This is a genomic window from Candidatus Spyradosoma sp. SGI.093, from assembly GCF_050314555.1.
In the GTDB taxonomy this organism is placed as follows: Bacteria; Verrucomicrobiota; Verrucomicrobiia; order Opitutales; family UBA953; genus Spyradosoma.
The window spans coordinates 365,361-384,954 of sequence record NZ_JBNPNH010000002.1 but is presented as its reverse complement, the minus strand read 5'-3'; the positions used below and the strand labels follow the sequence as shown (position 1 = coordinate 384,954).

Genomic DNA, 19,594 nt, shown 5'->3' with positions numbered 1-19,594 from the left:
TAAAGGACGCACGTCCCGTCCCTAAAACTCCAAGTCCGAACCGAGAGATTTTTTCTGTCCACAAGGGTGCCATGGCGAAAATCTCCTTCCCGCCACGCGTAAAAATACTCCTCGTCTTCGACGCAGACGTTCGGACACTTGGCGTAATTGCACTGTCGCGACAGCAGCAGAAGAACATCCGTCGTCGTCGGCGTCTCTCCGTCGAAAACCAGAATTCGCGCGCCGCCTGCCGCGGGAACGCTTTTCTCGGCGTCTCGCGCCGCGCGGGCGCTCGCGAAAAATCCGCTTGAAACGGGTGTTCCCGCGTGAAAGTGTATTCCGTATAAATTCATCGCTTTTCCCCATGGCTCCTTCCCGCAGAGATTTTCTGAAGACCGGGGCGCTCGTCGGCGCCGGACTCGTCATGTTCCCGCACGTCTTCGCGGGAACGGAACCGGAGCGCGCGCCCGCCGGCCCGTCCGGCGAAATCGCCGTCGCGCTCATCGGCTGCGGCGCGCAGGGCAACGTGCTGCTCGACGCGCTGATGCGCCTGAACCGCTCCTTCGGCGTGCGCGTCGTCGCCGTCTGCGACATCTGGAAATTCAAGCTCGACGCGACGGTGCGCCGCCTGCGCGCGAACGGGCGCGAGGTGAACGGCTACGCCGATTTCCGCGAGATGCTTGCGCGGGAACGCTCGCTCGACGCGGTGTTCGTCGCGACGCCGGATTTCTGCCACGCGCCGCAGACGCTTGCCTGTCTCGCCGCGGGCAAGCACGTTTACTGCGAAAAGATGATGGCGGAAAACGTCGAGGGCGCGCGCGCGATCGTCCGCGCCGCCCGCGACGCGCGGGAACGCGGGCTGCTGACGCAGATCGGGCACCAGCGCCGCTCCAATCCGTATTACCGCTACGCGTTCGAGAAAATCCTGCCTTCGGGCATGCTCGGCAGAATCACGCACGGCATCGGGCAATGGAACCGCGCCGTCTCCCGCGACGTCGTCGCGCCGAAGAAATTCCGCCCGGACGCCGCGCTGCTCCGCGAGTTCGGCTACGAGGACGAGCGGCAGTTCCTGAACTGGCGCTGGTTCAAAAAGTATTCGGGCGGGCCCGTCTCCGATCTCGGCGCGCACCAGATCGACATCTTCAACTGGTTTTTCGGCGATCCCGAAAGCGTGATCGCCGCCGGCGGGAACGACTATTACGCGAATCACGAATGGTACGACAACGTGACGGCGACCTTCGCCTACGCGACGCCCGCGGGCAAGGTCCGCGTCACCTATCAGACGCTGACGACTACGAGCTACGGCGGCGGCTATTTCGAGGCGTTCGCGGGCGACGAAGGCTCGCTGCGGCTTTCCGAAAAGCCCTCGCTCGTGCGCGTGTACCAGGAACCGCGTTCCGTCGCCGACTGGCGCGAATTCGTCGCGCGCGGGCTGCTGGAAAACCGCGCCGTTCCCGCGGAAGCCGCCGCCGCGGCGCTCGAGGACGGCGTCGAGGACGCGCGCGCCTCCGCCAGCGCGCCCGCCGACGAGTTCGTCTTCCCGCGCGGCGTCGCGCTCGGCGCGAAGACGATTCACCAGCCGCACGTCGAGAACTTCGTCCGCGCGATCCGCGGCAAGGCGGAACTCACCTGCGACGCCGAAGAGGCGTTCCGCGCCGAGGCGCCGATCTACCGCGTCAACGAAGCCGTCGCCGCGGAAAAAATGCTCCGCTACTCGCCGGAAGACTTCGCCGTCTGAGAACCGGGCGAAGCGCGGGAACGCCCTCAGGCGTCGCTTTCGGCGAGGAGGAGCGGGAGCCCGGTCCAGCGGCGGGCGGATTCGGCGTTCTTCACCGCCATCGCGTAGGCGGCGGGTTCGCCGACGATGAAGACCTTGCCGCGCCCGCGCGTGATCGCCGTGTAGATCAGGTTGCGGCGCAGCATCATGAAGTGCGCCTTCACGAGCGGGACGACGACGACGGGAAATTCCGAGCCTTGCGATTTGTGGATCGTGACGGCGTAGGCGAGCTGGAGTTCGCCGAGTTCGCCGCGGGCGTAATCGACGGGAACGTCGCCGCCGAAATTCACGCGCACGCCGCCGGTTTCCGGGAACACCGCCTCGACGCGCCCGAGGTCGCCGTTGAAGACTGCCTTGTCGTAGTTGTTCCGGTTCTGCATCACCTTGTCGCCGACTTCGAGGCGCGCGCCGCCGCTCGCGGGAACGCTTTCCGCCGCGCCGCTCTTGAACGCGCGCTGCAGCTGCTGATTCAGATTCTGGACGCCGACGACGCCGCGGTGCATCGGCACGAGCACCTGAATCGCCTCCGCCGAACGCACGCCGAGCAGGCGCGGGATCGCGCGCGTCGCGAGCTCGACGGTCTTTTTCGCGCAGTCTTCCTGCGAATCGGCGGCGATGAAATGGATGTCTCTCGCGGGATCGAATTCGTAAACCGACTCCTGGATCGGCTCGGGCGGCCGCGCGTCGCCGTGCAGAATGCCGTGCGCGGTCGAGACGATGCCGGAGCGCTTCCCCTGGCGGAAGACGGCGGCGAGGCGCGTGACGGGAACGCGCCGCGAGTCGATGAGGTCGCCGAGCACGTTCCCGGCGCCGACGCTCGGCAGCTGGTTCACGTCGCCGACGAAGACGAGATGCGCCTGCGGCGGCACGGCGCGGAGCAGGGCGGAGGCGAGCGCGGCGTCGAGCATCGAGGTTTCGTCCACGACGACGAAGTCCGTCTCGAGCGGGTTGTTCTCGTCGTGCGAAAATCCGCCCAGCAGCGGCTCGGGCTTGAGCAGGCGGTGAATCGTTCCCGCGGGCATGCCGGCGGCTTCCGCCATGCGCTGGGCGGCGCGCCCGGTCGGCGCGGCGAGCGTGACGCGGACTTTCTTCGCGCGGAGCACGGCGCAGAGCGCGCGCAGGATCGTGGTCTTGCCGGTGCCGGGACCGCCGGTGACGACGGAAAATTTTTCGGCGAGCGCGGTCGCGAGCGCCTGCGCCTGTTCCGGCGCGAACTCGAAGCCCGCGTGCTCCTGCGCCCAGACGACGGCGCGGTCGATCTTTATCGGCGGGAGGCGGCTCGGCGCGGCGCGGAGCGCGGAGACGGCGGCGGCGATCTCGCGTTCCGCCTTCGCGAGCGCGGGCTTCTGCAGCAGCGCGGAACGCGGCAGCGCGATCAGGCGCCCGGCGGCGGTCAGCGAATCGAGCGCGCGCGCGACGGCGTCCTCGGGAACGCCGAGCAGCTCGACGGCGCGGCGCAGCGTCTCCTCGCGCGGGAACGCGGCGTGGCCTTCCTGCTCGGCGAGGTCGAGCGCGTAGAAGACGCCGGCTTCGAGACGGCGTTCGCTCTCGTTGGGAATGCCGAGATTGCGGGCGATCTTGTCCGCCGTCGGGAACGCGATGCCGTCCACGTCGCGCGCGAGCCGGTACGGATTTTCGCGCAGAATCTTCTTCGCGTCGTTCCCGTAGGTTTTGACGATGCGCGTGCACTGCGCCGAGGTGACGCCGTAGGTCTGCAGAAAGACGATGATTTCGCGCAGGGCGCGCTGTTCCTCCCAAGAGGCTTTGATCGCCTTGACGCGCGCGGCGCCGATGCCGGGGATTTCGCGCAGGCGCGCCGATTCTTCGGAGATGACGCGCAGCGTGTCCGCGCCGAAATGCGCGACGATGCGCTCGGCGTACGCCTTGCCGATGCCCGGAATCAGCCCGCTGCCGAGGTATTTGCGGATGCCGTGGACGGACGAAGGCAGCTTCGACGTGAACGCCGCGATCTTGAACTGCCGCCCGTAGTTGCGGTTCTGCACCCACGCGCCCGTCAGCTCCAGCGTTTCGCCGCACTGCACGCCCGGGAGCGTTCCCGTGACGGTGACGGTTTCGCGCGCGCCGTCGGAGCGCTTCAGCTCGCCGATCGTGAAATGGTTTTCGTCGTTGTAGAAGACGATGCGCTCGAGCACGCCGGCGATTTTTTCGGATTCGGTCGAAGCCATGCGGCGGAGTGCGGGAGCGTGTCTGCGGGAACGCGCGCGGAGCGGCTCAGAAGCCGTCGCGGCGAAGCTGGCGCGCGCCGATGTCTCGGCGGAAGTGCATGCCTTCGAAATGAATCTGATCGACGAGCGCGTAGGCGTTCTTCGCGGCCTGCGCGAGCGTGTCGCCGTGCGCGACGACGCCGAGCACGCGCCCGCCCGCCGTCACGATGTCGCCGGAATCCTCGCGCTCCGTGCCCGAATGGAGCACCGTCGCGCCTTCGGGGAACTTGCGCGGGAACGTGATGACGTCGCCCTTGCGCGGCGTTCCCGGATAGCCTTCCGCCGCGAGCACGACGATGATGTTGCAGCCGTCGCGGAATTCCGCCGACTTCGGGTCGAGCGTTCCCGTCGCGCAGTCGTGCATCAGCTTCACGGGATCGGTCTTCAGCAGCGGCAGCAGCACCTGGCATTCCGGATCGCCGAAGCGCACGTTGAACTCGACGACCTTCGGTCCTTCGTCCGTGATCATGATGCCGACGTAGAGCGTGCCGCGGTAGCGGATGCCGTCCGCGAGCAGCCCCTTCAGCGTGGGCTCGACGATGCGCTCGACGACCTGCTTCTCGATTTCGGGCGTGACGACCGGCGCGGGAGCGTAGGCGCCCATGCCGCCGGTGTTCGGCCCTTCGTCGCCGTCGCGGACGCGCTTGTGGTCCTGGCTGGCGGGAAGCATCACGTACTTGTCCTCGCAGACCATGAGCATGATCGACGCTTCTTCGCCGCGCATGAATTCTTCGATGAGAATCTCCGCGCCCGCTTCGCCGAAGCATTTTTCGTCGAGCATGTCGTAAACCGCCGCGCACGCCGCGTCGTAGTCTTCGGCGATGATGACGCCCTTGCCCGCGGCGAGCCCGCTCGCCTTGACGACTATCGGGAAATGCTGCGAGGCGAGGAATTCGACCGCCTCCTCCGACGACGTGAACTTTTTGCCCCACGCGGTCGGGATGCCGTGGCGCATCAGAAAATCCTTGGAAAAAGTCTTGCTCGCTTCGAGAATCGCGCCCGCCTTGCCCGGCCCGTAAACGGGAATGCCCGCGGCGCGGAGCGCGTCGGCGACGCCGACGGAAAGCGGCGCCTCCGGACCGACGATCACGAAATTGGAGTCCAGCCGCTTCGCGAGCGAAACGATGCCGGGAACGTCCGTCACGCTCTGCGGATAGCAGATGGCTTCCTGCTCCATGCCGCCGTTGCCGGGCGCGACGGAGACCGCCGCGACGAGCGGGCTCGCCTTGCAGGCTTTGAGCAGCGCGTGTTCGCGTCCGCCGGAACCGATGATGAGGACTCTGAGGGATTTTTCCGTCATGCTTGATCTGTGAATTGAAAGCCTCAGTAAATCGCAATCCGTGTTCCCGCGCGAACAAAATTTTCGCGGGCGAAGAGAAGGTGATGGAGGTTATGAAGGTTATGAGGTTATGAAGTTGATTGCGTTCGGCTTCGCCGAAAGGATTTTCGAAAAACTCTTTCGCGGAGCGAAACGCAAAGAACCTCCATAACCTCATAACTCCATCACTTCATCACCTTTCCCGCGCCGCGTCCCGCCCGATTTTTTTGAAAGGCTCCTGAACATGAAATTGCGGCGGCCGCGCCCGCGATTGTGGAGATTTTATGCTTGCCGAGTGTATGAAGTGTACGGCAGAATGTTTTACGCATCGCGGGAATGTGTTTCCGCCGACGCACGAAAATTCAGACATCTCTTATCATGAAAGAAATTGAAAAAAACGGAAAGCGCGGGCGTTGGCTCGCGTGGCAATGGGCGGCTCTCGCGAGCCTCGGATTGGCGGGAACGCTCTTCGCGCTCGATGAAATCTTCGAGGCGGACACCGACGGCGACGGTTGGACGGACGCCGAAGAAATCATCGCGGGAACAGACCCGCTCGATTCCGCCGATCCTTGGGATTCCGACGGCGACGGCATTCCCGACTTCCTTGAATTCGAAAACGGCACCGACCCGCTCGATCCGAACGACCCGCCCCGCGACGCTCTCGCGACCGCCGCCGAAAACGGAGCCGCGACGAAGGCGCCCGCGAAAAAGCGCTCCCGCGGGAACGCCGCGTGCCTTTCCGCCGCTTCCGCGCAGCCCCGCGTCGCGACGACGCTCTCCGACGACGAAGGCGGCGACGGCGAAGGCGAGGGAAGCGCGCCGGAAACGCTTGAGGTCACGGTTTCCGGAAGCTTCAACGAAAGCGGATACGGGACCATCTCCTATACCTATACCGACGCGGACGACTCCAACAAGACCGCGCCTCCGTTTTCCAAAAACTACGTCTTCGACATCGAGCAGGGAAATTTCGTGCGCGTCACGCTGGAGTCGGACGACGACGCCGTGCTTTCCGTCGCGGGCGTTTCCGCGCATTCGTATTGGAGCAAAGACGATAAAAAGATCATCCCAGCGAATATCACGTCGCCTTACGTCGCGCTCCCGAATCCGCCGCCGAGCGAAAAGCAGACCGTCTCGATCGCCTTCGAAAACTACGGCGGACCGCACAAGCTGCAGTTCACGGTGACGACCCTACGCGTAAAGGCGGAAGTCGCTTCGGTCGCCTTCGCCTCTTCGGGGGCGCTCGACGTGCGCCGCGACGACGGAACGCCGTTCGAGGGCGCTTCGTGGGAAAAAGACCGCACGGATTCTTCCGGCGGCGACGACGCGACGCACCCCGTCGCTGTTCGAAGCGGCTTTTCGCTGAAATTCGTTCCCGCGCTGAACACGTTCGGCGGAAGCGCTCCGGAGGCGGTGCGCGCGTCGGTTACGTATCCGGGCTTGAGCGAACCTGTGGTCCGGGAAGTCACGTATGAAAATCTCGCCCAAGGCGTCGAGATTCCCGCGCCCGTTCCCGCCGGTACCGCGGATTATTTCGAAAAGAATCTGACAATCTCGTGGAGCGTCCGCTACGCCGGCCTGACGAATTGGCTTCCCGCGGGAACCTCCGTCCACGAAATCTATTTCACGCGCGGCGAGCCGCTGACCTCCCTGCGCCAGGAAACGCTGTTTTATCTTGGTTGCAAAAATGCGAAAGGGATGTCTGGCGAGGTTGAAATTGTCGATGCAATTTATGAAGAATTTGCAGACTTAGATGTTCGTCGAAAATCGGATGGAAAACAATTGAGCTATTGGAAATTTGATGACGCACACGAAAAAGCAAGTACAAGTCTTTTGTTGATTTGTGAAGATGGGGATGGAAATTGTCAGGCATGGAGTGGTCTTTTTAGAGACATGGTGAGGTTGCAAGGAATTGAAGCAAAACGAGTAAGTATTTTTTCAAAGCGAGCGATGCCTGATTTTTGTGATCAACATGGGTATCCTACTCCAGAGTCTATTATGGTCGGAAATTGGGGCTTTAGTCTGGATGAATGTTGCATAGAAAAAGATTGCTCTTATACCGAGCTAAGGTGGGTTTCTTCAATTTTCAAAAAAAATTATACTCACATTTTAGACGCGGTTGTTCGCGAAACTCCATTGGCACAGAAGGTTTCCCCAAGAGAGTATATTTTGGCGCAGGGAAATCCTCATTCTCCTTTTCATTTCAATGGACATTGGATTTGTAAGATTTTAGGGAAATATTATGATCCTTCTTACGGCACGTCCAAGTTTTCCGAATTGTCCGCTTACGAAAATAATTCATTGGCCGGATTTTTCAGAGACGACGGAACGCTTCTTTCCATAAAGAACTCGTCAGATTTAGATGTTTTTGAAACTGTGTCAGAATGAAAGGATATCATATGAAAAAAATTATGATTTTGAGTCTTCTCGCAATTTTTGTCGCGGCGGGATGTTATTTATGTTTTAGCCTGTTTGGTTGCGACAAAAGGGATTCGAGGCATTTGTCGAAACAAGCATTCGATGAAAAATCGAATCAAGACGAGATAAAGATCGAGTTCCTGAAAATGCGGTTAAGCGAGGAAACGCTGGAGAAATTGAAAAATCTTTCCGATCATGAGCTTCTTGCGAAGTATTCCGGTTATCTTCATCGGGATCGGACGTGGAGTTTGGATTCTGAGGAAAAAGAAACGGTTTTGACGCACATTCGTTCCGGAAAAGCGAAAATCACGCCTCAAGGTTTTCTGCCCAAGGAATTCCGGAGCATGAAACAAACTCCGGCCTGGGCGCTTTCAGTGCTTTACAGGACGATTTCCTGTCCGATTATTTGGAAAGGCGAAGACGGGCGGGAATTCGGATTTCCGAACGTCTGCATCGAAGACGATGAACACTATTACATGTGGTTCAAAGGCCGTCCGGATATCGGGCGGATAATCGAGAAAAAAACATTCGCGCAATATTCGTGGCGTTTTTGAATCTGCATCGCTTCTTATCATGAAAATATGCCTGCGGGAAGTGCCGTAAAATACGAGGGCGCTTCGCTTGACGTGAAAATAACGATATATGCGACGACGGAGTAATAGATTATGGTCAAAAAAATTATTTATGTTTTAGCTTTTCTTTCTGCGGTGCTTCTGGGCAGTTTCGATGGAATCGCTCAGCCGACAGAGGACTACGGTAAGGATGTGGAATTGGTGAAGTCTTGGAGATTTCAAGGGAAAGAATATTCTTTAGTGAAGTCTCCCGTCAAAACGAGATTTATTTATGGAATAGTTTTCAGCGTTCTCAAAAAATCGGAAAACGGTCCTGAAATCATCCTGCGCCACGTCGCGCCCTATGACGAACCCCTGTATGAGCCGAGCATGGACGTCGTCGCGTGCGATGATTTTTGGGCTCTGATAAGAGTGAACTACGTGCCTGCAGCTTATGACGTCGGGAAATGGTATCAGTTTGCCGAGCTGGATTTGGACGAACTCAAAGAACGTGAAGGAAAGGCTGAAGCCTGGAATCTGGATCGGTTTTGTCGATACGAGGAGAATCGTTTTGATTTCAATCTTGATCTTAATTCGAAGTTGGAGCTCCCGGTTAAAGGCGCAGGGTTACCGCCGAGAGGCGGTTTTATTCATCAGACTTGGGAGTTTTCATCTGAAAACGGAGCGCTGATCGCTCGTCCGGCCGGGCAGAGAATAAGGCAATTGAAAGACGTGGATTTTTATCGCTACGATTCGGATAAAAAGACGTGGACGCCGCAAAATCGCGACGAATCGAAGAAGACGGAGCTTTCCGCCGTGCACTCCAAATCCCCGAATCGTGAAGACGAAGATGACGTCCGAAATTTCCGGAAATGGCTGGAGGTCGTCGATCGGACGGAAAAAGTTTCGCGGACGGAAATCGACGAAGTCAAAAGAGCGTTTGCCGGCGTCGATAAAGCCGGATCTGCGCCGGTCGGGGCGCGAATTCTGGTTTTCGACGGAGAGACGCCGACGACGACGGATGTTCTTCTGCTGCTGTCGCGACAGTGCAATTACGCCAAGTGTCCGAACGTCTGCGTCGAAGACGAGGAGTATTTTTACGCGTGGCGGGAAGGAGATTTTTGCCATGGCACCCTTGTGGACAGAAAAAATCTCTCGGTTCGGACTTGGAGTTTCAGGGACGGGACGTGCGTCCTTTATTGGTAAAAAAGACGGCTCATCGGGAGATTTTTCTGAGCGTCCGCGTCTCCGCCTCGGGAACGCAGGAAAGCGAACAGGGATTTCCGGGATTTTAAGGGATTGGATTCATTCCCGCGGAGCGTCCCGCCGACGAACGGGAAAATATGCGCCCGCCGTACGGGCGAAGCCGGGAATGTCTTCGCCCTCAAGGCGCGTTCCCGCCGAAAAGAAAATCCCTTGAAATCCCCGCAATCCCTGTTGAAAAAGTGCGGTTTCCGTCCGCGGTTCTTCGAGGGCAAGCGGGAACGCGTATCCTCCGTTTCGTTCCCGCATGAAATGCGGCACAAAAATAACCCCATGCGGCGAAACGCCGCTTGGGGCAGCGTCCGCAAAAGAACACGCGCTTGAAAAGCGCAACTGCCCCGCGGGAACGCCGCGCCGAGAAAACGCCGAACGCTTCGGGCGGTTGCGCCTTTCAGGCGCGTCGCATGTGCGGTTTTTGCCCCAAGCGCGCGCTTCGCGTCGCGCATGGGGTTACGCTTGTTTCGCCCCGTCGGGGCGGATCTTGAAGTTTCCGTCCGAGGTTTTCGAAGGCAAGCGAGATGCTTAGGTTATGAGGTGACGAGGTTATGGAGGTTATGAAGTTGATTGCGTTTCGCTTCGCGAAAGAGTTTTTCTGAAATCCTTTCGGCGAAGCCGAGCGCAAAGAACCTCCATAACCTCATAACTCCATCACTTCATCACCTTTCCCGTGAAGCGCCGCCATGCCTCGCCCGCGCGAAAATTTTTTAAAAAAATGCGTTTTGTAAGGATTCTGTGATAATTGCTCGACGCGCGTGTGGTAAATTATTTCCTGCGGACGCGGGAACGGTTCCCGCCGACGCACGAAAATTCAACCATCAAAGAATCATGAAACACCAGATCAGTCATTCATTGTTCGCTCTTGCGGGAGCGCTTTCCGCAGGGCTTTGCGTATTCGCGGGCGAAGGCGTCGAAACAAACGCGTTCCCGCCCACCATGGGCTGCGGAACCGTGGAACGCGCTCGGGCAGTCACCGACCCGGATACGGGCAGCGTAAGCATCGTCGTTGAAGATTTTTACACGATATGCGAACGCGTCGAACGCCTCGCCTTCGACGAAGACGGGAACGCCGTGATTGAAGTTCTCAACAAATACGGCACGCCCTTCGGCGCGGACGAAGACGTCGCTCCCTACGTGTATTCGGATTTTCCGGCGCTCGCGGATTTTTACTCCTCGATCTCCGTAAGCTACACGGGAACGGTTCCGGAGACTCTTTCCGGCTGGGAAGAGACTTGGGCGATTCTGAACACGCAGGGCGAAGACGAAAATTATTTTTACCGTTATGCGTCTTATTCCTCGGGATTCTCCGGAAGCGCGCCCTATCACACCTACCCGTTTTCCTGCACGGCGACGTTCACGCTGAACTGCGAAGGCGTGGATCAGATCGCGGTCTCGGTCTCTTCGGACGACGACGCGAGCGTCGAGGTGCTCGGTCAAAAATGCGAATCTTCCCTTTTTTCGCCGGGGAGCATGACGATCGAAGTTCCGGAAGGCACGAATTCTTTCCCCGTGACCGTAATCTACGAAAACATCGGAGGTCCCTACTCTCTGAATTTTTCCGTGGAGCTGCGTAAACGGCTCTGATTTTTTTAATCTCCGCACGTCGTCCGTCGCGCAAATTTCGAAAATCGTCATGAAAGGCAAAATCTTCGGAGTGCTTCCGTTCGGAAGAATTCACGTTTTCCTGAGCGTCGCGCTCGCGGCGACGCTCACGGCGCTCTGCGTGTTCGCGGCGCGTTCCCGCGAAGCGCGCGTCCGCGCCGAAATCGGACGCGACGCGACGGAACGGCTCGGCGCCGCCGAGCGCGTCGCCGCGGAAACGCTGCGGGAAACGCGGGAACGCGCGGACGCCGTTCCCGTGGAAAAATTCGAGGCGCTCGCCGCCGAGAGCCCCGCGTCAGCGGCGTTCCCGCCGGACGCCGCCGTCGCCTTCGCCGCGTGCGCGCTCGCGTCGGAAATTTCGCCGACGCGCGAGTTCGCCGCCTACGGGCTCGCCGGGCTCGGCGAAGAAAAGGCGGCGAGTTTTTCCGGCGCGCCGAAGCGGCGTTTCTCGGGCGCGGGAATCGCCGAGTCGGAACGCGCGGAATTCGCGCGCGAGGCCGCACGATTCGCCGAGGCGCGCGTGCCGGGCGTCGCCGCGCTTGCGGAAACCGCGTTCACGAAAGATTCGTCGCGGGCGTCCGCGGAACGTCCGCGTTTCGGGCTCTGGTTCGGCGTCTTTCGCGGCTCGACGCCGGAGAGCGACTCGTATTTTTCCGGCGGCTTCCGTTTCGAGACGCGCGGCGCTTCCGTCGCGCTGATCCGCGAAATCCGCGCGCCGAAAATCGAACGCTGTATCCAGGGATTGCTGATGAACGCGGAGACGCTCGCGGCGCGGCTTTCCGAAAAAATCTCCGAAACGTTCCCGGGCGCGCGCGTCGAAATCGCTTCGGAAACGCGCGCGCGGACCGTCGAAGGTCTGCCGCTGACGTTTTCGCTTCCGCCGTCGGAAAACGCGCTCGCCGCGGAGAGGGAACTTTCCGCCTTCCGCGCGGCGCTCGCCGTCGTCTGGCTCGCGGGAACGCTTTTCGTCGCCGCGTTTTTCGCCGCCTTCGAGCACGCCCGGAGAGCCGCGCGGGAACGCCGCCTGTTTTCCGCCGCCGTCGCGCACGATCTGCGCGTCCCGTTCGCGCGCATCGACGCGCAGGTCGCCGCGCTCGTCCGCGCCGGCGCGTTCGCTTCGCCGAAGACGCTCGGCCTCGCGGGAAAGCTGCGCGAGAGCGTGCGCCACTTCGGCGTGTTTCTCGACAACCTTCTCCTCGCCGCGAAGCTCGAGCGCGCGGACGCCTCGTCGCCGTCGTTCCCGGACGAAGATTTCGGAACGCTCGTCGAACCGATTTTCGAACGCCTGGAAGATTTTCTCGAGATCTTCGGCGTGGATTTCGCGACGGAAATTTCTCCCGCCGCCGCCCGCGCGCGCGTGCGCGTCTCGCCGGTCGCGCTGGAGCGCATCTTCGTGAATCTCGCCGACAACGTCGCCCGGACCGCGCGCGAAGACAGCGACGTCGTGCTGACGATTTCCGCGCACGTGAGCGCCGAGGGCAGGGCGCTGCAGATCCGCGTCGCCGACAACGGCGGCGGCGTTTCCGCGGAAGCGCGCGCCCGGCTTTTCGAGGCTTTTTCGGGAACGTCGAAAAGCGGGCTCGGCATCGGGCTCGCGCTGTCGCGGCGAATCGCGCGCAGTTTCGGCGGCGAGCTGCGCTTCGAAAAGACGGAAGCCGCGGGAACGGCGTTCCTGCTCACTCTGAGGATCGAAGAAAGAACCTCCATAACTTCATAACTCCATCACTTCATCACCTTTCCCGCGAAGCGCCGCCGCGCCGCACGAAAAATTTTTTTGAAAAAAATGCGTTTTGTAAGGATTCTGTGATAATTGCTCGTCGCGCGTGTGGTAAATTATTTCCTGCGGACGCGGGAACGGTTTCCGCCGACGCGCGAAATTCGAACAGTTGGAAATCATGAGAAAAATCGGAAAAATTCTGCGGGCTTCCGCGGTGCCGGCGGCGGCGGTCGTCGCCGCGGCGCTGTGCGGAGCCGCGTGCTTCTGGGGCGTCGCGGCGGGCGACGCCGAAATCGACGCGGCACGGGACGCCGAGCGCGACCGGCTCGAAAGCGCGGGAACGCGGCGCGCGCTCGACGCCGTGCAGGCGTTTCTGCGCGAGGCGGACCGCATGCCCGTCGAGCGCTTTTCCGCGCTTTTCGGGAAGAACGGCGGCGTCGGCACTCCGCTCGGCGAGTACGCGTCGGTCGCGTTTTCGGTCGGCGAGGCCGCGCGCGGCGAGGGCTTTTGGGGCGAGTTTTTCGGCGGCGCCGGGCTCGGCGACGAGCCGCGCATGGACGTTTCGGAAAAGGCGCGGCTCCTGTCCGCGTGCCTGAGGTTTCTCGATTCGCGCCGGAACGCCGCGCCCGAAAGGCTTTGGCGGACGCGTTTCAAGGCTTCGCTCGACGAGCTGCGGCGCGTCGAATCCCATGCGGCGGGAACGCTCCCGTCGGGCGAGCCGCCGCCGATGGTCGTCGCCGCGCGGCGTCTGCGGGGCGAGCCGGATCTCCCCGCGGAACGCCTCGCGCGGCAGCCCCGGCTCGGCGTCTGGGCTGCGGGCGGGAACGCCTTGCCCGTCGAGGAGAAATTCTCCGGCGGCTTCGCGTTCGCGCTTTTCCGCGGGGAGATTTTTCTCGTGCGCGAAATCCGAGCTCCGGGGCTCGCGTCCTGCAGGCAGGGCGCGCTGCTGGACGCGGCGCGGCTTTTCGGTCGTTTCGAGGCGGAGCTCCGCGAGTCGGCGCCGGGGACGCGCATCGCGTTCGCGCCGGGAGACGCCGCCGCGCGCGAGCTCGCGGGGCTGCCCGTGACGGTCACGGCGGAAACGCTGCCGGGCGACGAGGCGCGGGAACGGGAACGCCGCGCGAACCGCGTGTTTTTCGGCGGCGTCTTCCTGGGGCTCGCGCTCGCGGTCGCGGCGGGCGCGGGAACGATTCTGCTGCAGAAGCGCGCCGCGCGGGAACGCCGTCTGCTGCTCGACGCGGTCGCGCACGAACTGCGGACGCCTCTCGCCTCGCTCGCGTCGGGCGCGGATTCGCTGGCGCTCTCGGCGGAAAAGCCGGAAACGCTCGCGAAGATCCGTTTTCTGCGCGCGCGGATCGACCGCTTCGGCACGTTGCTCGACGACTTGATTTTTTCCGCCTCCCGCGCGCGGGCGGCCTGCGGCGGGCGGGGCGTTCCCGCGGCGCCGTTCGGCGAAATCGCGGCGCCCATCTTCGAAAATCTTTCCGAGATGGCGGCGCGGGCGGGCATGGATTTTTCGGCGGACGTCCCGCCGGAAGCCGCGCGCGCGCCGGTGCGCGTCTCGCCGCTCGAGCTGGAACGCATTTTTTCGAATCTCGCCGGCAACGCTTCCCGCTGCGCGCGGGCGGACGGCGCCGAGACGCTGCTGAGCGTTTCCGCGGGCGTGAGCGCCGACGGGAAGACGCTCGAAATCCGCGTCGCCGACGACGGCGGGGGCATCGCTCCCGAAGCGCGGGAACGGCTTTTCGAGGCGTTTTCGGGCGGCGCGGACGGGCGACGGCTCGGGCTCGGCATCGGGCTCGCGCTTTCGCGGAAAATCGCGCGCGCGCAGGGCGGCGATCTCCGGCTCGAAAAGAGCGACGCCGCGGGAACGGTTTTCCTGCTCACTCTGAGGATCGAACGATGAACGAGACGAAAAGCGTTCTGATTCTCGAAGACGACGCCGCGCTGCTCGATTTTCTCGCGGAGATTTTCGTGCTGAACGGATTTTCCGTGATCCGCGCGGACACCTGCGCGCGGGCGCTCTTCGCGATCGAAAACGAGGCGTTCGACTGCGCGGTGCTCGACGTGCTGCTGCCCGACGGGAGCGGGCTCGACGTGCTGCGGAGCATTCGCGGCGCGCGCGGGAACGTGCCCGTCGTCATGCAGACGGCGCTCGCCGACGACGAATACTGCGTGCGCTGTCTCAAGTCCGGCGCGGACGATTTCGTCGTGAAGCCCGTGCGCGCGGGCCCGCTGCTGGCGCGCGTCGAAGCCGTGATGCGCCGCGCCGCGGGAACGCCGCCGCCGGTTTCGCGGACGGAGCTGCGCGGCGGCGCGGCGTTCGACTGGGCGGCGTTTCGGCTTTTCGCCGCGGACGGGAGTTCCGTGCCGCTCACGCGCAACGAGGCGAAGCTGCTCCGCGCGCTCGCGGATCGGTCCGGAGAATTCATTCCGGCGGAGTCGATCGTCTGGAAGGTCTGGGGCGAGGCGCCGAGCGACGCCAGCGCCTCGCGGCTCGCGTCGCTGATTTCGCGTCTGCGCGGGAAGCTCGGCGCCGCCGCCGACCTCGAATCCCGCTACGGCGAAGGCTATGCGCTGAAGATCTGAAGGCGCCGCGCGCGTCGAAATTTTTTCGGAAAAATGCGTTTCGTGAGGATTTTCGTGATGATTTCTCCGCCGCGCGCGTGTTAAAATCGCCGCGCGAAAGTCGGGAACGGTTCCCGGCGGACGCGCTTATCTTGAAAAATTCACCCCTGTTCATCGTCATGCTCAGATTCCTTTTGCCTCTCCTGTTCTGTACCGTTCTCGCGTTCGCGGGAACTTCGCCGGCGCGCGCCGCCGACGAAAGCACGTGGGAAGAATACGCGTTCGCGGCGCTGACGCGCGCGCGTTCCCGCGCCGAGCTCGAAAAATCGTCCGTCGCCGAAGCGAAGGTGCGCGAACTGCGCCGCGAGCTTGCCGAAGCGCCGTTCCCGGAGGCGCGCGCGATTCTCGCCGTGCAGCTGGCGCACGCGCTGAGGCGCCTCGGCGCCGAGAGCTCGCCCCGCCGCGCCGCCGCGAATCCCGTTCCCGAAGAGAGCACGCGGGAACGGATTTTCTCCGAAGCGATCGCCGTCGCCGAAAGCGTCTTCGCGGACGCGGATCGGTTGCGCGCGACGCCGCTCGCCGCGGCGCTTTGCCGGGAGGACGATTCTTCGGGCGGAAACGGCGGTTCCGGGCTCCTCGAAATGCACGATTCCGAGCCGGCGGAATTTCCGACGCTCTACGATTTTCTCGAAAACGAAGTCTGCGATTTCCTCGCCGCCTTCTCCGAAGAGCCCGGCGCGGCGGACGAGACCCGCGCCGAAGCCCGCGCCGCGCTGCGGAAACGCCTGCGCGCGTGGGAAGCCTTTCACGCTGCGGACGAAGACCGTTCCGCCTGCGCGCGCGCGGTCCTCATGCGGCTGAAGACCGCCGAGCCTTTCGACGCGGACGCGCTGCGCGCCTTCGCGAAGGAATTTTCCGCGCTGCCGATCGCGGCGGAAGCCTGCGGGACGCTCGCCCGGCGGCTTCTCGCGGAAGGGCGCGTCGCCGAAGCCCGCCGCGTCGCCGCCGACGCCTTCGAGAAATACGCGCGGCACAAAAGCGCGCTGCTCTGCCGGAAGGTGCTCGCGGAAATCGAAAATCCGAGGCTGCGCGATTTTTCCGCGGAAAGAACCTGGTTCGACGCGGAATCCGCCGTCGTCGTCGTGCGCGCGAAGAACGTCGGGCGGCTGCATTTCCGCGCGGTGCCGCAGGAGCGCGAGAAATTTTTCTCCGGAACCGGGCCGTCGCCCGACCTGCCCGACGAAGCTCTGCGCCGCGAACTTCTCGAGAGGCGGGAAGGCGTCGTCGCCTGGAGCGCCGAGCTCGAAAAGCACGACGATTTTCTTGAACATTCCTTTCGCGTTCCCGCGCCGTTCGCGCGGCTGCGTCCCGGCTTTTATTTCCTGTTCGTTTCGCCGGATCCGGAATTCGCGAATCCCGATCGCGTCGCCTGCCGGACGGTTCTGGTGAGCCGCCTCGTCGCCGCCGCGGAAAAGATCGGGAGCGCCTGTCGGGGCTTCTTCGCGGACGCCGAGACGGGAGAACCGCGCGCGGACGTCGAAATCCGCCGTTACTCCAAGACGCCCGGCGAGGCGTGGCGGGAACTGCGCGGCGGGCGGAGCGACGCGCAGGGCTTTTTCGAGCTCGCTTCCGGGTGGCTCGCCTACGCGCATGCCCGTGCTCCGGAAGGCGACGAGGCGGAAATCTCGGCCGGAAGCGCCTTGCCCGGAATCTCGGGATTCAGGGGACGCCGCGCGCCGATCGACCGCGTCTTCACCGACCGCGCGGTCTATCGCGCCGGCGACGCGGTGAGCTTCAAGGCGATTTTCGCCGACTTTCTGCCCGAGCGGCGCGGCTCCGAACGCCTGGACGTCGGCGAGAAAAAGGAAATCCGGCTTTTAGGTCCTAACGGAGAACTCGTCGCGCGCCGGAAGGTGAGCGCCGGCGAGTTCGGCTCTGCTTCGGGAACGTTCACGATTCCGGAGGATGCGCGCGAGGGCGAGTATTCGCTCTTTTGCTGGACGGAAAGGCACAAGATCCGAGTCGAAGCCGCCGACGCTCCGAGCTTCACGCTCGCGCTCGACGTTCCCGAAACGCCGCGCGCGCTCGGCGAACGCGTTTCCGCGCTCGTGAGCTCCGTGCGCTTCACGGGAACGCCGCTCGCCGGCGCGAAAGTCGCCTGGAGCGTCAGAACGGGCGAGAATCTGCCGCGGCGGATCGAAGAAACGATGCGCCTGATCGCCGACGGGGAAGGCGAGCTCGACGCCGACGGGCGCTTTCGTTTCGAGTTCCCGACGGAAACGTTTCGCCCCGTCCCGCCGCATCGCGTTCCCGCGGGCGAGGAGGCGCGCAAGCCGGATTCGCGGCGCTACGAAATCGACGTCGTCGTCTCCGACGCTTCCGGCGGAACGCGCGCGACGAGGCGCGTGATGCGCGTCTCCGAGGCGGCGGTGTTCGCGAAGGCGCGCCGCGTCGCCTCGGCGGCGGGAAGCGCCGTGCGCTTCGAGATCGAGCTTTCGGACGCCGACGGCAGGCCGCTCGACGTTCCCGCGGTCTTTTCGGTTCACGCGCGCGCGCTCCCGGAGAAGCTCGGACGCTCCGCGCCGTCGCCGCGGCAAATCGCGCTCGGCGAAAAGCTTTTCGAAACGCGGATCGTTCCCGTCGGCGGGCGGGCGACGGCGGAGATTCCCGCGGGAACGCTGCCGAAGAACGGCGCCTTCGTCGCGCGCGTCTCCGACGTCGGCGAAGCGCGTTTCGAAGGCGGCGAGACGACGTTTGAGACGCTCGACGGCTCGGACGGAACGCGCTGCCCGCTGCAGCTGCCTTTCGTCGCCGTCGCGGACGCCGAGCGCGCTCAAGTCGGCGACGCGGTTTCGTTCGTCTGGGGCAGCGGCCTGGAAACGGCGCGCGCCCGCGTCGAAATCCGCAAGGACGAAAAGACGCTGCGCTCGTTCTGGACGACGCGCGGGAACACGCTGGAGACGATACGCGTCCCCGTGACGCCCGAGCTCCTCGGCGGCTTCAAGGTGCGCGTCGCGCAGGTGAGCTTCGGCGAGATCCACGAAAAGATTTTCGAGGTCGCCGTTCCCGAGCCGCCGACCGCGCTGCGCGTTTCGCGGGAACGCTTCCGCACGCGCCTCGCGCCCGGGAGCGAGGAGACCTGGACGCTGCGCGTGACGCGCGCGGACGGCACGCCTGCCGCCGACGCGGAAGTGCTCGCGCTGCTTTACGACCGCTCGCTCGACGCGATCGCCGCCGACCGTCAGCCGCTCGCGGCGTTCCCGCCGCGGACGGCGCAGGATCGGACTCCGATGGGAACGCTGCGCCCGCGCGACGTCGCCCCGACCGACTTCAAGGAAAATCCGCCGGCGCCTTTTCCGTGGAACCCGAAGCTCTCCTTTAGGCCGATCGACTGGGCGCGCGGCGTCAATCCCTGGAGACCTCGTTTCGGAGAAGGAAGAGCGTTCGGTTTTGGAGTCAGCATCGCGTTGGGAGCGGAACCGTTGTGGAATTTCGATTCCGAAATCGAGCTTCCAGCGCGACCGGCGTTCCCGCGGGCGACTCGCGAAACCGTGTTCTTCCTGCCGGGCGTCCGCACCGACGCGGACGGCGTCGCGCGGATTTCGTTCACCGTTCCCGAAGGGCCGTCGGCGTGGCGCTTCGTCGCCTTCGCGCACGACAAGGCGCTGAACAGCGGCTTTCTCGACGTCGCGGACGTCGTCGTCGAAGAATCCTGTACGCCATGAAGAAAACGGAAACGCTCGAAAAGTGCGGGCGCGGGCTCGCGCGGGAATGTCTTGAGAGCCTTTGTCTCGCGGGAACGCGCCGACGCCTTCGTCGGCGCTGCTCTGCAGATTAAGCCGGAGAACGAAAAATATGAGTCCGCCTTACGGACGAAGACGGGAATGTCTTCGCCCCCAAACGTGCGTTCCCGCATGAAAAGCGCAACTGCTCCGCGGGAACGCCGCGTCGAGAAAACGCCGAACGCTTCGGGCGGTTGCGCCTTTCAGGCGCGGTCGATGCGCCGACGTTCCCCCAAGCGCGCGCTTCGCGTCGCGCATGGGGTTACGCTTGTTTCGCCCCGTCGGGGCGCGGAAAAAGCTTAAAGGGAAGTTTGTGCGGGCGGTTTTCGAGGGCAAGCGAGACGCTTACCCTCCTGTAAAATTCGCGCTCATTCGCGGGAATTCGCGGTTCCCAAAAAAT

11 protein-coding genes and 1 pseudogene are annotated in these 19,594 nt (G+C 63.1%); 10 read left to right on the top strand and 2 right to left on the bottom strand.

What is annotated here, in order from left to right; all coding sequences use genetic code 11:
* Positions 1 to 343 precede the first annotated feature (343 nt).
* A complete protein-coding gene (locus tag ACQREB_RS03605) occupies positions 344 to 1,717 on the top strand; it encodes a Gfo/Idh/MocA family oxidoreductase (RefSeq protein WP_427765388.1) in 1,374 nt (457 codons plus the stop codon).
* Positions 1,718 to 1,743: 26 nt separating this feature from the next.
* On the opposite strand, the gene recD2 is transcribed toward ACQREB_RS03605, so the two are convergent.
* Entirely contained in the window at positions 1,744 to 3,942 is a 2,199-nt protein-coding gene (recD2, locus tag ACQREB_RS03600) for an SF1B family DNA helicase RecD2 (RefSeq protein ID WP_427765385.1), read from the bottom strand.
* 46 nt (positions 3,943 to 3,988) lie between these two features.
* Positions 3,989 to 5,281: a phosphoribosylamine--glycine ligase gene (purD, locus tag ACQREB_RS03595; protein ID WP_427765383.1), complete on the bottom strand. Its 1,293-nt coding sequence runs from the start codon at positions 5,279 to 5,281 to the stop codon at positions 3,989 to 3,991.
* 354 nt (positions 5,282 to 5,635) lie between these two features.
* On the opposite strand from purD, the pseudogene ACQREB_RS03590 reads away from it, so the two are divergent.
* The 9 genes and pseudogenes from ACQREB_RS03590 to ACQREB_RS03550 form a co-directional block, all read left to right on the top strand.
* Positions 5,636 to 5,908: pseudogene (locus tag ACQREB_RS03590) on the top strand (thrombospondin type 3 repeat-containing protein); the annotation flags it as partial.
* Positions 5,909 to 6,301: 393 nt separating this feature from the next.
* On the top strand, positions 6,302 to 7,684 hold the full coding sequence (locus tag ACQREB_RS03585; protein ID WP_427765550.1) for a hypothetical protein: 1,383 nt from the start codon (positions 6,302 to 6,304) through the stop codon (positions 7,682 to 7,684).
* Between the two features lie 11 nt (positions 7,685 to 7,695).
* On the top strand, positions 7,696 to 8,268 hold the full coding sequence (locus ACQREB_RS03580) for a hypothetical protein (protein WP_427765381.1): 573 nt from the start codon (positions 7,696 to 7,698) through the stop codon (positions 8,266 to 8,268).
* A 111-nt stretch (positions 8,269 to 8,379) separates the two neighbouring features.
* Positions 8,380 to 9,471 (top strand): hypothetical protein, encoded by a 1,092-nt coding sequence (locus ACQREB_RS03575; protein ID WP_427765379.1) that lies wholly within the window; start codon positions 8,380 to 8,382, stop codon positions 9,469 to 9,471.
* A gap of 882 nt (positions 9,472 to 10,353) precedes the next feature.
* Positions 10,354 to 11,109 (top strand): hypothetical protein, encoded by a 756-nt coding sequence (locus ACQREB_RS03570; protein WP_427765377.1) that lies wholly within the window; start codon positions 10,354 to 10,356, stop codon positions 11,107 to 11,109.
* A gap of 49 nt (positions 11,110 to 11,158) precedes the next feature.
* A complete protein-coding gene (locus ACQREB_RS03565; protein ID WP_427765375.1) occupies positions 11,159 to 12,844 on the top strand; it encodes a sensor histidine kinase in 1,686 nt (561 codons plus the stop codon).
* Between the two features lie 178 nt (positions 12,845 to 13,022).
* Positions 13,023 to 14,750 (top strand): sensor histidine kinase, encoded by a 1,728-nt coding sequence (locus tag ACQREB_RS03560; protein WP_427765373.1) that lies wholly within the window; start codon positions 13,023 to 13,025, stop codon positions 14,748 to 14,750.
* A complete protein-coding gene (locus ACQREB_RS03555) occupies positions 14,747 to 15,433 on the top strand; it encodes a response regulator transcription factor (protein ID WP_427765371.1) in 687 nt (228 codons plus the stop codon). The genes ACQREB_RS03560 and ACQREB_RS03555 overlap by 4 nt, the downstream gene beginning before the upstream one ends.
* A gap of 158 nt (positions 15,434 to 15,591) precedes the next feature.
* Positions 15,592 to 19,137 carry an MG2 domain-containing protein gene (locus ACQREB_RS03550; RefSeq protein WP_427765369.1) on the top strand — a complete coding sequence of 1,182 codons (3,546 nt, stop codon included), beginning with the start codon at positions 15,592 to 15,594 and terminating at the stop codon, positions 19,135 to 19,137.
* The last annotated feature ends 457 nt before the right edge of the window (positions 19,138 to 19,594 follow it).

Bases quoted from the DNA above. Each gene is read 5' to 3' on its own strand.
- ACQREB_RS03605 (WP_427765388.1), top strand. From the start codon at position 344: ATGGCTCCTTCCCGCAGAGATTTTCTGAAGACCGGGGCGCTCGTCGGC.
- ACQREB_RS03560 (WP_427765373.1), top strand. From the start codon at position 13,023: ATGAGAAAAATCGGAAAAATTCTGCGGGCTTCCGCGGTGCCGGCGGCG.
- ACQREB_RS03575 (WP_427765379.1), top strand. From the start codon at position 8,380: ATGGTCAAAAAAATTATTTATGTTTTAGCTTTTCTTTCTGCGGTGCTT.
- ACQREB_RS03580 (WP_427765381.1), top strand. From the start codon at position 7,696: ATGAAAAAAATTATGATTTTGAGTCTTCTCGCAATTTTTGTCGCGGCG.
- ACQREB_RS03555 (WP_427765371.1), top strand. From the start codon at position 14,747: ATGAACGAGACGAAAAGCGTTCTGATTCTCGAAGACGACGCCGCGCTG.
- recD2 (WP_427765385.1), bottom strand. From the start codon at position 3,942: ATGGCTTCGACCGAATCCGAAAAAATCGCCGGCGTGCTCGAGCGCATC.
- ACQREB_RS03565 (WP_427765375.1), top strand. From the start codon at position 11,159: ATGAAAGGCAAAATCTTCGGAGTGCTTCCGTTCGGAAGAATTCACGTT.
- ACQREB_RS03570 (WP_427765377.1), top strand. From the start codon at position 10,354: ATGAAACACCAGATCAGTCATTCATTGTTCGCTCTTGCGGGAGCGCTT.
- purD (WP_427765383.1), bottom strand. From the start codon at position 5,281: ATGACGGAAAAATCCCTCAGAGTCCTCATCATCGGTTCCGGCGGACGC.
- ACQREB_RS03550 (WP_427765369.1), top strand. From the start codon at position 15,592: ATGCTCAGATTCCTTTTGCCTCTCCTGTTCTGTACCGTTCTCGCGTTC.